Source organism: Empedobacter sp. UBA7611 (genome assembly GCF_002484365.1).
In the GTDB taxonomy this organism is placed as follows: domain Bacteria; phylum Bacteroidota; class Bacteroidia; order Flavobacteriales; family Weeksellaceae; genus Empedobacter; species Empedobacter falsenii_B.
In genome coordinates this window covers 72,727-85,982 of sequence record NZ_DLJR01000062.1, presented here as the reverse complement: position 1 = coordinate 85,982, position 13,256 = coordinate 72,727, and the positions used below count along the sequence as shown (strand labels likewise).

Below are 13,256 nucleotides of genomic sequence, written 5' to 3'. Positions count from 1 at the left end.
ATTTTCAAATCTAAAGGAACTCGTTTCAGAACCTCATACTTAGTCTTAGTCTTAGTCTCATTCACATCGTAAAATACATATATCTGAAACCTCAAAAACTACTAATCGGCTCATAATTCATACTTTTTTGAGCCAATTAATCAAAATAATCGGCTCATCGTTAAATGAAATAAAAAAATAAATTGGGATTACCTTATTGAAGAAAGTCTTTCAAGCTTACTAAAAAAAAAACATAAAAACTTTATTTACAATAAATTATAAATAAAATTAAAAATTATAGACATAAAAAAAGCACCTTTAAAAAGGTGCTTTTGTGGTCCCAGTTGGGCTCGAACCAACGACTTGCTGATTATGAGTCAGCTACTCTAACCAACTGAGTTATAGGACCAAAAATAAAAAGAATAATACCTTTTATTTTGAATGCAAATATATAAAATCTAAAACATAAAAAACAAGTTAAAAATAAAAGAATTTTAATGTTTTTCACAACAAATTCAATTACAATATAATAGTGTTGTATTTTTATTATAATATTTATAATCCTTAATTTGATTAAAATGAAATAAATTATGGTTTATTAACATTATACTTTATTAAACATAATTGACCTATCGAAAAATATGTTCTCTTTCCATTCTGATAACAGCAAATCTGAATTAATGATTCTTCATTTTTATTGAGTTTATTCTTTCAATTATAAACCAACAAAATCTGTATTTGACTCATAATTATACGTTTTAAAAGTCAAATCTATTTTATAAGAATGATGATTTTCTTATTTAGAATTGGGCTAAGAAAGATGAAGTAAAATAGTGAATTTAAAATGTTTAATTGATGTTAATGAACTTAATGAGCTAAATAAATTTATTAATCGGCTCATATTTTTATTATATTTGAGCCAATTAGATTAAATAATCGGCTCATGAAATACAATTGGCAATATAAAAATTGGGCAAATTTTGAATATGACTCATCTGTAATTGACCAAATAGTTATAAAATTTGCTTTAAAAACAGGCGAATTAAAAGGAATGATTGATACCCTGCCCGAAGATATCAAGCAAGAAACGATTATTCAATTTATGATTGATGAAGCAATTAAAACTTCTGAGATTGAAGGCGAATTTTATAGCCGTCAAGATGTAATGTCATCCATTAAAAATAAAATTGGGATTCATTCTTCTATTAGCCATATAAAAGATAAAAATGCACGTGGAATAGGTGAATTAATGGTCGATGTTCGTAATAACTTTAAAACTGAACTAACAGAAGATTTAGTAAAAGAATGGCATAAAATCTTATTCGAAAATTCTACTTCTATTAATGCAGGAAATTATAGAATCGGTGAAGAGCCAATGGTTATTGTTTCGGGAGCATATGGACGTGAAAAAATACATTATCAAGCTCCTCCTTCAGAATTAGTTTCAACAGAAATGCAAAAATTTGTCAATTGGTATAATGAAATCAAAGTTGAACCAATCGATATTAAAAATGCATTAATTAAAGCATCTATTGCACATTTATATTTTGAATCAATCCATCCGTTTGAAGATGGAAATGGACGAATTGGACGTGCTATTGCAGAAAAATGTTTAGCAGAAAGTTTTAATCGTCCGTTAATCATGAGTTTATCAAGTACGATTGAAAAGGATAAAAAGAATTATTACGAAGCATTGAAAGATGCTCAGCAAACATTAGAAATTACAGATTGGATTTTGTATTTTTCTACAACTATTCTTGATGCACAAATCCAAGCAAAGAAAATAACCAATTTTATTTTAAATAAAACGAAGTTTTTAGATCAAACAAAACCTCTTTTAAACGAACGTCAGCTAAAAGTCGTTATCAAAATGTTGGATCAAGGAGCAGAAGGATTTGAAGGCGGAATGTCAGCAAAGAAATATATTTCGATAACAAAAACATCAAAAGCTACGGCTACACGTGATTTACAAGATTTAGTTGAAAAAAAAGTATTGATTACTGAAGGTGCAGGACGTTCTGTTAGATATGAGTTGAATATTTAATTTCACCTATTCAATAAAACCATAAGAGGTGAAAAATAGATTACTAGATTTAAAACTCTAAATACCAATACTTAAAACTCAATTTAAAGAATAGAAATGTCCAGTTATTTCATTAAAAAACTGGACATTTTGTTTATATTTTAAAGTTTTAAAAATTCCTATGATATACTTGTTTAAAATGTATTTCATTGATAAGTAAAATTATTTGAGGATTTGGCAAATAAAGTATATTAAAATATACATATCGTTTATATTTCGTATTTTTGATTATTATAATATACATTTATGTTAGATTTTACAACAATAAAAGATGTGAAAAATTCAATTGGAGCATGGTGTAAAAAGATGCGAAAAGCAGAACACTTAACACAAAAAGAATTAGCTCTTTCACGCTTAACAATTGTTAAACTTGAAAACGGAGAGAATCCTACTATCGAAACTCTTTTGAAAGTATTACAATATTTTGACGAAATGAAATCGATCAATCAATTTGTTTCTGATAAAATTGAAAACTTAGATAACAATCAATCTATGTATTAATAATAAATTACGTAAAACTAAATTTATCTTATTAATTAAAATCTGAATTAGGAAAGATTAAATCCTTAGTGATTTAGAATTAGGAAGCTCTTCACTTTCTTTTGAAAAACAATAGTAATTATTAGCTAGTATATAAAATGGGTATCAAACGGGTATCAAAACAATGATAAAAAATGGTGATTTTAAAATGTAGTAAAAATGATAAACTATTAATAATCAGCATAATTAAATAAAAAAAGCACCTTTTAAAAGGTGCTTTTGTGGTCCCACTTGGGCTCGAACCAAGGACTTGCTGATTATGAGTCAGCTACTCTAACCAACTGAGTTATAGGACCAGAGAATTAAGCAATAAAAAGGAAGCTATCACCTAATTCGTTTGCAATATTAAAGCTATTTTTTTGAACTTCAAAATTATTTTACATCTTCGCAAAGCTCTACCAATACGCCATTTGTTGTTTTAGGGTGTAAAAAAACAATACGTTTATTATCTGCTCCCAATTTTGGCGTTTCGTTAATAAAAGTAAACCCTTGATTTTTAAGACGCTCTATTTCGAGTTCGATATCATCTACTCCAAAAGCAATATGGTGAATTCCTTCGCGATTTTTTTCTAAATATTTTTCAATAGCACTATCATTTTTTTCAGAACCGACCAATTCGATCTTCGATTCGCCTACTTCAAAAAAAGAGGTTCTCACACCTTCCGACTCCACTGCTTCTTCTTTGTACGGTGCTTTTCCTAATAATTTTTCGAACAATTCATTCGATAATCCCAAATCTTTTACGGCAATCCCTAAATGTTCTATTTTCATGTGTGTTGTTTTGCGTAAAGATAAACTTTTCTAAAATTTTTTATTTAAAATTTAAAGAGTTTGTTGTAATATTGAACTATGAGTTTTTATGAAGATGGGAGTCAATATCTCCGCAAAGGTCAGTATAGAAAAGCGATTGATTATTTTACATTATCGATTAAGCGTCAAATAGAAGTGGCAAATTCATATTTCGGTCGTGGATTGAGCCAATATTATATGAAACAAAATACAGATGCAATCAAGGATTTTGATAAAGCAATTGAATTAGATGATAAAAATCCAAACTTCTATTTCTACAGAGGAATGGCAAATTTCAATCAATATAATCCAACAAAAGCAGCTGAGAATTTTGATAAAGTGATCGAGATTGATCCGGCAAGTTTTGTAGCTTATCATCAAAAAGGTTATGTATTGATGAATTTGAACAAATACGATGAGGCGATCGAATGTTTCAATAAAGCTTTAGAAATTAATCCAGATTACGAATCATGTTACCACAATCGTGCATTTTGTTACGATCAATTGCAACAATTGGATAAAGCAATCGAAGATTATTCGAAAGTAATTGAAATGAAACCACATTTCTTGTCGTATTACAACAGAGGAAATACTTATTTTGTATTGAATGATTTAGAAAATGCATTAAACGATTTTAATCAATCAATCGAGTTAAATCCAAATCATTTCTTATCATACTACAACAAAGGCGCAATCCTAGAAAAATTTGAGAAACAAGCCGAAGCTGTAGAGGAATACAAAAAAGCATTGCAGTTGAATCCTGAATTTTATTTAGCTGCCGAAAGATTAGCACAATTAGAAAATCAACAATAAAACATAGAAATCGTTTCGAATTGGAACGATTTTTTTTTATGTCTTTTTATTTCTTATCGTAAATCAATGTTAGACCATGCGTTATGTTGTTACTTTGCCTTAAAATTAATCTAATATGCAAGTACAAATCGCCGTTTATGGTAAAAACAAAGAAATTGTAGACACGTTAGAACGCGTGATTAACAAAAATGAAAACTGGAAAGCATTTTGTACCTGCTCACAAGAAGAATTGAAAGGATACGTATCAACAAACAACGTCCAAATAATATTATACAGTAGTGGAATTGGTGCTTCGGAGGTAGAGAAAATGGAGGAATGGATAAGCACTTATTTCCCTACTATAAAGCAAATCCATCATTATGGTGGAGGAAGTGGTTTGTTGAAGTGCGAAATTGATGGCGCTTTGGCTGGAATAAAACCTATTAGCAAAGCAAAAATCAATGTTATTCTTTAGCCTTTTAAGAGAAAAGAGCTTTTCAGTTGTAGATGAAAAGCTCTTTTTTTACATATCTTTTATAATCCAATAGTCTCGGGAAATCCCAACATCATTGCGATTAACTTCTATTTCGTCGCAAAAATCTAAAAATAATTCGTCCAAAGTTTTATCAATTTTTGGTGTAGAACCGAACAATTTCGTTAGAATGGGATTGGTTTCGTGCTCCAATAACTTCCCTGTAAACTGCTGAATGTTATTTTCTTTAATGCCAATAAATGTACTTGGCGCAAAAACCATCACCTCATCCGCATCAATCACCAAAAATGTTTTCGATTTTTTGATTAACTGGATCGATTTCTTTTTTTCTTCATCCGTTCCAACTTCTAGACTTTCCAAAAACAACTCGACGTTATCAAAAACTTCTTCCTTATCTTGAACAAATTCCATCTTATAAATTTTAGCAAAATTAAAGTTTTTTTTCTGATTGTTTACTTTTATTCATGTTTCCTATTTATCATTTCAATAGAAAAGTCTTCATCTATTTATGCAAAACTGAAATAAACTCAACTTGACATTATTGTCATTCTAAACCTGTCGAAGAATCTCAGATTATTCTAAACTACTTCAGTCATCTTCAACTCGATTCAAGATCACAACAAAAATATTTCCTTGAGAAAAATGTAGTTGAGTAAAAAAACTAATCTTCTTTCAATAGAATTTCGACTTCTAAATATTCGTGGTAATTTTTGACAAAATCATGGTCAAAATCAATGTCTTCTAAGCGCATTTGAATCCCTTTTTTATCAACATCAATATAATCTAAAATCGTTTGAACATTATAAATTTCAAGATTATGAAACGTCGGATACAACGTAATTTGCTTCAAGGTAAGTGCCATAATAAAACAATTGATTCCATTAAAATTAACCCCGATATCAGCGAAATTCTTATAAAAAGCAATCAAATTTGTTTTGAGCTGAAGATTATAATTAAAACTTCTCAACTTGAAATTTTTTAAGACCAATCGATTCGTCGTTTTCAAGACAATTTCTTCAGTAATCTGAAGATTTTTACTCAATAATTCTAAAACTTGTTTATCCTCAACCAATTGATACAAAATATTCAAATATCGTTTAGCTTCATCAAATTCAAACAATTCTAAACTCACTAAAATCGATAAGAAAAGAAAACGTTGATTGGTAGGATACACAATTTCAATTTCTTTCAAATACTTTTGCGCTTCATCAAATTTCAATTTATGAATATAATATTCGGCAATGTAGAAATTCGCAGCATACAAGTAATAATCTTCCTTTTTTGCTTCTAAAAGATACAAAATCGATTCTTCGTTGAAGTTTAAATTGCGCTGAACAACTCCTTTCAGAAAAAGTGCTTTTTTATCTTTTGGATATTCGTGTAGCAACTGATTTAATAAATCTTGTGCCTTAATTAATTGCTGAATTGGATTGTGAATAAACGAAAAACTTTTCCAAATAGGATATTGATTTTCATCCATTTTATCATCAAAAATCAAGAAAAAAATATCATTAAAAAGTCGATTGTAATCCACAGTATAAGTTTTAGTAGTGATAAAATTAAGCTATTTTAGGTAAAATACACGAACAAAATAAAAAAATAGGTCGATCCTAAAACTGTTGTCGTTTTATTTTACCACTTTCCGTTCGAGAAAATGTAGGAATGAAAATAATTTCTTTTGGAACTTGATATTTGGTTAAATCTGCCAAAGAAAAATCCAAGCTCCTCTGCTCTCCTTCCACAACTAAAATTAATTTCTGACCTAATAATTCATCCGTTTTTGAAGTGATATAAAAATCAGAATCAATGAACGGTTTCAGCTTATTTTCTATTTGTTCTGGAAATAATTTTATTCCACCCGAATTAATCACATTATCCGCTCTACCAATCCAGTTAAATTTTCGTGTATCAATCAATTCAACCACATCATTCGTTACAACTTGCAATCCATCATAAGGCGTATCAATCACCAAACAACCTCGCTCATCTTGTGAAATCGTTACCTCATCAAAAGCTTCAAAAATTTGTGCTGCATTAGGATATTTTTGATTTGCAACTTGTTTAAACGCAATATGCGTAATCGTCTCCGTCATCGCATACGTTTCATAGACTTCGTTCTCAAAAGCAAACAATTCTTGTTTCACTTTCACCGAAAGAGGCGCTCCTCCTATGATTAACTTCTGACATCTTGAAACAAAATCTAACGAATTTTCAACTTGCATAGGCGTTAACGCAACAAAATCAATCGAGGTAAAATTTTGTGAAATTCCACTATTAATTTCATTCAAAGAAATATGAGAAGTTGGTTGCATACAAATCAATTTCAATCCGATTTCTACTGCACGAACCAACATCAATTTTCCAGCAATATAAGTAACAGGCATCACCAATAAAGCCGAATTTCCTTTCTCTAAATGCAAATATTTTCCCGTCATATTCGCACTTTTTCGCATATTTTTTTTGGTTAAAATAATCTCTTTCGGAGTTCCAGTAGACCCCGAAGTATGCGCAATCATCACCTCAGAATCAGAAAACCATTCAACCAAAAAATCTTTTACGGATTGTTCAAATTCGTTGGTAACTTCAATAGCGTTGACATCAAAATTAGGTTGAGAAAAATCTAAATACAACATTCTATTTATGATAACTTACACCTGCATTAATTTCGATATCCAACACATTATTCGCTGGCGGAATGGGACAATTGTAATGTTTGCTATATGCACAATATGGATTATACACTTGATTAAAATCCAACGTAATTTCATTGGCTGTTGTACCTAAATCCTTTGTACTCAAATCCAAATAACGTCCACCTCCATAAGACGTCACGCCGTTTGTTTCGTCCATAAAAGGTAAAAACAAACTGTCTGCATATTTCTCCATAATTGGTGAAGATTGATAAACCGTCAGCGTTTGTTCAACATTATCCAACATGAACGTTACCGTTCCGTATTCTTTGTAATTTTTGATTTTTTTCGCAGAAGTAGGAAACGGAATCACCTTTCCATCTTTGATTGGCGTAAATTTCGCTTTCACTATATATTTTTCGCTGATCGGAAAAAATGTAATGCCTTTGAAATTCGTTTTTTCTTCGTCTACCAATGGCGTCGTTTTAAGATCAGTATAAAAAGTCGCCAATTCGGTTTGATATTTTTGAATTGCAACTAAATCAATTGTTTTTTTTGTCGTTTGACAACTCATTAAAACGATTGTTGCAAAAAATGCGATAATTACTTTATTCATGCTAATTTGTTTCGAAATAAATATTCTCCTCTTAATTCTAATCGACTTGGGAAATTGTTTGTAAACAAACCTCCTGTGCCCAATCCTTGTGGCATTTCTGGATATAAAATCGCTGTCCATTGTGCAATAGCATTTAAACCGATATTGCTTTCCAAAGCAGACGTTATCCAAAACGGAATTTCGTATGTATCTGCCGCATTAATCCATTCCAACGAACCTCTAATTCCACCAACTAAGCTTGGTTTTAGAATAATAAATTGTGGTTTGATTTTTTCTAATAATTTAAATTTATCTTCTTGATGAACAATTCCAATTAATTCTTCGTCCAACGCAATTGGTGTCGGTGTTGTGGCGCATAATTCCGTCATCAAATCGATTTGTCCAGCTTTGATAGGTTGTTCAATCGAATGTATTTTTAATTCAGCCAATTGTTGCAAGACCACTTTTGCTTCCTCAAACGAAAAACCTCCATTCGCATCTACTCTTAATTCTAATTGATCCGCAGAAAAGTCTTGTCTTAATTGTTGAATAATCTTATGCTCATTTTCCCAATCAACACCGATTTTAATCTTGATACAATTGAAACCTAACGCTAATTTTTCTTGAATTTGTTCGCGCATAAATTCTACCGAACCCATCCAAATTAATCCATTGGTTTGAATTCCGACATCACCAGATGAGAACGATGATTCATACAAATTAGGATTATAACAATCATCGTAATGATCATTGTATCGATTGGCTGACATACTTTGAAACGCTTGCTCCAATCCAAATTGAATCGAAGGCCATTCTCTCAATTGACTCCATAATGTTTCAATTCCTAAATCAATATTCTCGCATGCCCAATGTAATTTTTCTTCATATTCAGGTCGATCATCAAAACTCAACCCTTGGAATAAACCACATTCTCCTACATATTTTTTTCCTTCTTCTATGGTTAATAAATAAGTCAGTTTTTCGGTCAACACTCCGCGTGAAGTACCACTTGCTTGTTTAAAAATCAATTTGTACGGTTCAAAACTTGCTTTCATTCCTCAAAATTAATCAATGTTCAAGAATTTCTCAAATGAAACAGAAGTTCTTTTTAAATTAAACTTTTTCATATAAACTTAACTCATTCAGTGTTTTATTCGAAATATTTTGTAATTTTAATTAATTATTTAACCATAATCAATTACTATGAAACGAAATCAACATATTGTTCTTTTGTCAAAAGATCATCATTTTGGTTTACTGTGCAGTTGGAAAATACAACAAGGTTTAAATAAAAACATTGAACCAGAACGCATGGCAACTTATGTCGATTACTTTTGGAAAAGTCATCTAAAAGAACATTTCAAAGAAGAAGAACAAATTATCTTTCCTTTTTCGGACGAACAACACAATACACAAATTAAGGCAGAACATATCGAAATCGAACGTTTAATTGAATTAATTGCCAAACAACCTGACACAAATTTATTAAGTGATTTTGCAACAAAACTTCATGATCATATCCGATTTGAAGAACGTGCATGGTTTCCATTTTTGGACGAATATATCAATGAAGACGATTTTGCTGCTATTGGATTAAAATTAGAGGAATCACATCAAAAAGTTGAAGACGATTACAACGACGAGTTCTGGAAATAAACCTTCCTTTTAAAACATGATATAAATTATAGTTTTAATAAAACACTTTTTACTCTTTTATTAAATATATAGCGTATATTTGTAGTGTAAAAAAAGATTAAGGAATGTTATCAAAAACTTGTGAATACGCAATTAGGGCGTTGACTTTTATAGCTCAACAAACAAAAGACGGCAACAAGATCAGCATCAAGGATGTTGCAAAAGGAATTGATTCGCCTGAATATTTTATTGCGAAAATTTTACAAGAAATGACCAGAAAAGATTTATTGCAATCGACAAAAGGACCAACAGGCGGTTTTCATTTAAATGAAACCAATTTGAATAATTCATTGGCGAATATTGTAAAAGAATTTGACGGAGATAAAATTTTTAACGGTTGTGCATTAGGTTTAAAACAATGCTCGGAAACAAGTCCTTGTCCATTACACGATCAATTTAAAGGAATAAGAAACAATTTAAAACAATTATTAGAATCGACAACTATTCGAGATTTAGTTGAAAAATTGGAAACAAAAAATGTTTTTTTAAGACTGAATTTTGAATAAAAAAATTTAATTTTAAATCGGATAAATAAGTCTTTTATAAATTTAAAACCGAACTAATGAAAATAAAACATCCTTTTATATTTGCGCTTCTTTTCTTATGGATAGGAATTTTTATCAGCATAAGTTTTATTGAAACGCCTTTAAAATTTCAAGTCACTGGAATGACTTTACCGATTGCATTAGAATTAGGAAAAATCACATTTGGAATTTCAACAATTATTCAATTTGTACTTTTAGGAATTATCCTTCTCCTATTTTTTATCAACCGAAAAGAAATCAACTATCCAATGAAAATTTGTGTCATTATTCTAACGATTATTTTATGTCTTGAAAAATTTTGGATGTTACCTGTTTTGGATGCTCGAGCAGACATTTTAATGACAGGAAAAGGCTTACCTCCTACTCCTTTACACGACTATTTCATTTATGCAGAAAGTTTAAAATTGCTAATGTTAATTGTCTTTTGTGTCACATTAATTACAAAAAAAAATGAGCAAAGATTCTATTGAAAAAATGTCAGGACATTGGGTTTTGGCTAAAGTCGGAAAAAAAGTATTACGCCCTGGAGGGAAACAAATGACCGATAAAATGATCAAATTATTGGATATTAATTCAACGGATCATGTGGTAGAATTTGCGCCAGGATTAGGTTATACAGCAAATATTACACTTCAAAAAAATCCGAAAACCTATATAGGTATTGATTTAGAAGAAGCTATTGTAAAAGACTTAAATCTTAAATTCGGAAATGAGAAAACAACGTTCAAATTAGCTAACGCAGCTCAGACGGAATTGGACAATGAAAGTCAGACAAAAGTTTATGGAGAAGCTATGTTGACAATGCATGCTGATCACCGAAAAAGTGAAATCATACAAGAAGCCTTTCGTATTTTAAAAAATCAAGGCATCTATGCCATTCATGAGTTAGCATTAAAACCAGATCTGATTTCAGAAGAAATCAAAAAAGAGATTCAACGAGAATTGGCTGAAACCATGAAAGTAAATGCACGACCATTAACCATAGAAGAATGGAAAAATAGGTTAATAAATGAAGGATTTGAAATTATCACAATAGAAACTGCAGAAATGCACTTACTAGAACCGTCTCGATTAATCGACGATGAAGGATTTAATGGTTTCATGACTATTGTCAAAAACATTGCAACTCAACCTGAAATTAGAGAGCGTGTAATTAAAATGAAAAAAATATTTAAAAAATACGAAGAGCATCTTTGCGCTACAGTAATTATGGCTAAAAAAACAACTTAACAGATCAAGCACATGAAAAAATTTGTAATCCCTTTTGCAATGGTTTGTTTAGCTTTCGGAATGACAGCTTGTAAACAAACAACAAAATCTACTCAAACTACTGACACTGAAACAATCGCTATTTCGAATGAGGCAGCTGAAGAAGCAAAATTAACTTCTCCACCATTAGTTCCTGAACCAATCGGAGATAGAGCGGCTAAAAAATTAATTGTCCGTTTAGAAACAATCGAAAAAACAGGAGAATTAGCAGATGGTACGCAATATAATTTTTGGACTTTCGGAGGTACAGTTCCTGGTAGTTTTATTCGAGCACGAATTGGGGATGAGATTGAATTTCACCTAAAAAATAATGAAAACAGTGTATTTCCACACAATATTGACCTTCACGCAGTGAATGGTCCTGGAGGTGGAGCTGAAGCATCATTTGTTGCACCAGGTAAAGAAGCTGTATTCAATTTTAAAGCATTAAATCCTGGTTTATATGTTTACCACTGTGCTACTGCTCCAGTTGGAATGCATATCGCAAACGGGATGTATGGTTTAATCCTTATCGAACCAGAAGGTGGTTTACCAAAAGTTGACAAAGAATTCTACATTATGCAAGGAGATTTCTATGTAAAAGGAAACTTTGGCGACAAAGGAATGCAAGAATTTGACATGAATAAAGCTATTGCTGAAACACCTGATTATGTTGTATTCAACGGAAATACTGGAGGATTATTAGGCGACAATGAATTGCAAGCTAATGTTGGCGAAACCGTTCGTTTCTTTGTTGGAAATGGAGGTCCTAACTTAACTTCATCTTTCCACTTAATTGGAGAAATTTTCGATCGCGTATATCCTGAAGGTGGAAGTTTAGTAAACGAAAATGTTCAAACAACACTTATTCCTGCTGGTGGAGCTGCTATTGTAGAGTTCAAAGCTACTGTTCCAGGTGAATATGTAATTGTGGATCATGCTATTTTCAGAGCATTTAATAAAGGTGCTTTAGGAAAAATAAAAGTCAATGGAAATGACAATCCAAAAGTATTTAAGTCAAATAAATAATTAATCTCAGTTCAATTAATATGTACCGTTTAATCGTTATATTAACCGTATTTATTTCACTTTTATCTTGTTCTAAAACGACAACAACAGAACAAAAAAATGAAACCACCACTTTAGCTTTTATCCAAGATGATAAAAAAATGGTGAAAGTTGATGGTGGTTTCTATAAACCGTTTGTTGGAAATCAAGATAGTTTAGTTGAAGTGCAATCGTTTTATATCGATGAAACGGCTGTCACAAATCGCGAGTATATCAAATTTCTAAAGGCAAATCCGCAATGGACAAAAGACCAAGTAAAACGAATTTATGCCGATAGTACTTATTTGAAACATTGGACATCCAATTATGAGATTCCAAAAGGAGTAAGCTTAGATGCGCCTGTCACAAATGTTTCGTGGTTTGCTGCAAAAGCTTATGCCAAAAGTGTAGGAAAACGTTTACCAACAATCGATGAATGGGAATATACTGCACGTGCAGACGAACAAATGAAAGACGCAACAGAAGATCCGGCTTTTACCCAACGTATTCTTCAATTGTATCAAAACAAAATGAGTTATACGAAACCTGTCAAACAGTTTTCACCAAATGCTTGGGGTGTTTATGACCTTTATGGTTTAATTTGGGAATGGACAGATGATTTTAATTCGGTTATGCTTTCTGGTGAATCTAGAAAAGACAATACCGTAAATGAAACGCTTTTTTGTGCTGGTGCTTCGGTTACCTCATCAGATTTGAAAAATTATGCTGCCTTTATTCGTTTCGCTTTAAGAGGTAGTATTGAAGCTAATTACACGGTCAACAATTTAGGATTCCGTTGTGCAAAAGATATTAATTAACC

15 protein-coding genes, 2 tRNA genes and 2 pseudogenes are annotated in these 13,256 nt (G+C 31.0%); 10 read left to right on the top strand and 9 right to left on the bottom strand.

All coding sequences use genetic code 11. The features are described 5' to 3' along the window. Window positions 1–314: 314 nt before the first annotated feature. Together B3R94_RS10895 and B3R94_RS14275 are read right to left on the bottom strand one after the other, a co-directional pair. Window positions 315–388, bottom strand: a tRNA-Ile gene (locus B3R94_RS10895). A gap of 179 nt (window positions 389–567) precedes the next feature. Then, window positions 568–678 (bottom strand): annotated as a pseudogene (locus tag B3R94_RS14275) (hypothetical protein); the annotation flags it as partial. Window positions 679–922: 244 nt separating this feature from the next. Between B3R94_RS14275 and B3R94_RS10890 the strand changes: the two are divergent. Together B3R94_RS10890 and B3R94_RS10885 are read left to right on the top strand one after the other, a co-directional pair. Next, window positions 923–2,023, top strand: a complete 1,101-nt coding sequence (locus B3R94_RS10890; protein WP_291067990.1) for a Fic family protein — start codon at window positions 923–925, stop codon at window positions 2,021–2,023. A 285-nt stretch (window positions 2,024–2,308) separates the two neighbouring features. Then, the gene (locus tag B3R94_RS10885) at window positions 2,309–2,563 is read left to right on the top strand and encodes a helix-turn-helix domain-containing protein (protein WP_114999405.1); all 255 of its coding nucleotides are present in this window, start codon (window positions 2,309–2,311) and stop codon (window positions 2,561–2,563) included. Window positions 2,564–2,824: 261 nt separating this feature from the next. Here B3R94_RS10885 and B3R94_RS10880 read toward each other — a convergent pair. Together B3R94_RS10880 and mce are read right to left on the bottom strand one after the other, a co-directional pair. Continuing rightward, window positions 2,825–2,898, bottom strand: a tRNA-Ile gene (locus B3R94_RS10880). A 76-nt stretch (window positions 2,899–2,974) separates the two neighbouring features. Then, complete coding sequence (mce, locus tag B3R94_RS10875; protein WP_219034454.1) at window positions 2,975–3,373, bottom strand: methylmalonyl-CoA epimerase; 399 nt, start codon at window positions 3,371–3,373, stop codon at window positions 2,975–2,977. Between the two features lie 78 nt (window positions 3,374–3,451). Between mce and B3R94_RS10870 the strand changes: the two genes are divergently transcribed. After that, window positions 3,452–4,204, top strand: coding sequence for a tetratricopeptide repeat protein (locus B3R94_RS10870; protein WP_038337013.1), 753 nt, complete (start codon window positions 3,452–3,454; stop codon window positions 4,202–4,204). 115 nt (window positions 4,205–4,319) lie between these two features. After that, window positions 4,320–4,658 (top strand): hypothetical protein, encoded by a 339-nt coding sequence (locus tag B3R94_RS10865; RefSeq protein WP_280038240.1) that lies wholly within the window; start codon window positions 4,320–4,322, stop codon window positions 4,656–4,658. Window positions 4,659–4,706: 48 nt separating this feature from the next. On the opposite strand, the gene B3R94_RS10860 is transcribed toward B3R94_RS10865, so the two are convergent. The 5 genes from B3R94_RS10860 to B3R94_RS10840 form a co-directional block, all read right to left on the bottom strand. Then, window positions 4,707–5,087, bottom strand: a complete 381-nt coding sequence (locus B3R94_RS10860) for a hypothetical protein (protein ID WP_280038239.1) — start codon at window positions 5,085–5,087, stop codon at window positions 4,707–4,709. Window positions 5,088–5,337: 250 nt separating this feature from the next. Then, window positions 5,338–6,210, bottom strand: coding sequence for a tetratricopeptide repeat protein (locus tag B3R94_RS10855; RefSeq protein WP_280038238.1), 873 nt, complete (start codon window positions 6,208–6,210; stop codon window positions 5,338–5,340). Between the two features lie 76 nt (window positions 6,211–6,286). Continuing rightward, window positions 6,287–7,309: an AMP-binding protein gene (locus B3R94_RS10850; RefSeq protein ID WP_291100772.1), complete on the bottom strand. Its 1,023-nt coding sequence runs from the start codon at window positions 7,307–7,309 to the stop codon at window positions 6,287–6,289. Window position 7,310: 1 nt separating this feature from the next. After that, on the bottom strand, window positions 7,311–7,922 hold the full coding sequence (locus tag B3R94_RS10845) for a DUF1684 domain-containing protein (protein ID WP_221855293.1): 612 nt from the start codon (window positions 7,920–7,922) through the stop codon (window positions 7,311–7,313). After that, window positions 7,919–8,956 (bottom strand): o-succinylbenzoate synthase, encoded by a 1,038-nt coding sequence (locus tag B3R94_RS10840; RefSeq protein WP_291100770.1) that lies wholly within the window; start codon window positions 8,954–8,956, stop codon window positions 7,919–7,921. Before B3R94_RS10840 ends, B3R94_RS10845 begins: the two co-directional genes overlap by 4 nt. 148 nt (window positions 8,957–9,104) lie before the next feature. On the opposite strand from B3R94_RS10840, the gene B3R94_RS10835 reads away from it, so the two are divergent. From B3R94_RS10835 to B3R94_RS10810, 6 genes and pseudogenes are all read left to right on the top strand, one after another. Beyond that, entirely contained in the window at window positions 9,105–9,557 is a 453-nt protein-coding gene (locus tag B3R94_RS10835) for a hemerythrin domain-containing protein (protein ID WP_280049698.1), read from the top strand. Window positions 9,558–9,661: 104 nt separating this feature from the next. Then, window positions 9,662–10,102 (top strand): RrF2 family transcriptional regulator, encoded by a 441-nt coding sequence (locus tag B3R94_RS10830; protein ID WP_280049699.1) that lies wholly within the window; start codon window positions 9,662–9,664, stop codon window positions 10,100–10,102. Window positions 10,103–10,158: 56 nt separating this feature from the next. Next, window positions 10,159–10,611: a hypothetical protein gene (locus B3R94_RS10825; protein WP_280049700.1), complete on the top strand. Its 453-nt coding sequence runs from the start codon at window positions 10,159–10,161 to the stop codon at window positions 10,609–10,611. Next, entirely contained in the window at window positions 10,592–11,371 is a 780-nt protein-coding gene (locus tag B3R94_RS10820; RefSeq protein WP_280051305.1) for a methyltransferase domain-containing protein, read from the top strand. Before B3R94_RS10825 ends, B3R94_RS10820 begins: the two co-directional genes overlap by 20 nt. Before the next feature lie 12 nt (window positions 11,372–11,383). After that, a pseudogene (gene nirK / locus B3R94_RS10815) lies at window positions 11,384–12,403 on the top strand (copper-containing nitrite reductase); the annotation flags it as partial. Window positions 12,404–12,438: 35 nt separating this feature from the next. Then, the gene (locus B3R94_RS10810; protein WP_280049703.1) at window positions 12,439–13,254 is read left to right on the top strand and encodes a formylglycine-generating enzyme family protein; all 816 of its coding nucleotides are present in this window, start codon (window positions 12,439–12,441) and stop codon (window positions 13,252–13,254) included. Window positions 13,255–13,256 lie beyond the last annotated feature (2 nt).

Excerpts from the sequence above, each read along its gene's own strand:
- B3R94_RS10890 (WP_291067990.1), top strand. The coding sequence starts at position 923 with ATGAAATACAATTGGCAATATAAAAATTGGGCAAATTTTGAATATGAC.
- B3R94_RS10885 (WP_114999405.1), top strand. The coding sequence starts at position 2,309 with ATGTTAGATTTTACAACAATAAAAGATGTGAAAAATTCAATTGGAGCA.
- mce (WP_219034454.1), bottom strand. The coding sequence starts at position 3,373 with ATGAAAATAGAACATTTAGGGATTGCCGTAAAAGATTTGGGATTATCG.
- B3R94_RS10870 (WP_038337013.1), top strand. The coding sequence starts at position 3,452 with ATGAGTTTTTATGAAGATGGGAGTCAATATCTCCGCAAAGGTCAGTAT.
- B3R94_RS10865 (WP_280038240.1), top strand. The coding sequence starts at position 4,320 with ATGCAAGTACAAATCGCCGTTTATGGTAAAAACAAAGAAATTGTAGAC.
- B3R94_RS10860 (WP_280038239.1), bottom strand. The coding sequence starts at position 5,087 with ATGGAATTTGTTCAAGATAAGGAAGAAGTTTTTGATAACGTCGAGTTG.
- B3R94_RS10850 (WP_291100772.1), bottom strand. The coding sequence starts at position 7,309 with ATGTTGTATTTAGATTTTTCTCAACCTAATTTTGATGTCAACGCTATT.
- B3R94_RS10845 (WP_221855293.1), bottom strand. The coding sequence starts at position 7,922 with ATGAATAAAGTAATTATCGCATTTTTTGCAACAATCGTTTTAATGAGT.
- B3R94_RS10840 (WP_291100770.1), bottom strand. The coding sequence starts at position 8,956 with ATGAAAGCAAGTTTTGAACCGTACAAATTGATTTTTAAACAAGCAAGT.
- B3R94_RS10835 (WP_280049698.1), top strand. The coding sequence starts at position 9,105 with ATGAAACGAAATCAACATATTGTTCTTTTGTCAAAAGATCATCATTTT.
- B3R94_RS10830 (WP_280049699.1), top strand. The coding sequence starts at position 9,662 with ATGTTATCAAAAACTTGTGAATACGCAATTAGGGCGTTGACTTTTATA.
- B3R94_RS10825 (WP_280049700.1), top strand. The coding sequence starts at position 10,159 with ATGAAAATAAAACATCCTTTTATATTTGCGCTTCTTTTCTTATGGATA.
- B3R94_RS10820 (WP_280051305.1), top strand. The coding sequence starts at position 10,592 with ATGAGCAAAGATTCTATTGAAAAAATGTCAGGACATTGGGTTTTGGCT.
- B3R94_RS10810 (WP_280049703.1), top strand. The coding sequence starts at position 12,439 with ATGTACCGTTTAATCGTTATATTAACCGTATTTATTTCACTTTTATCT.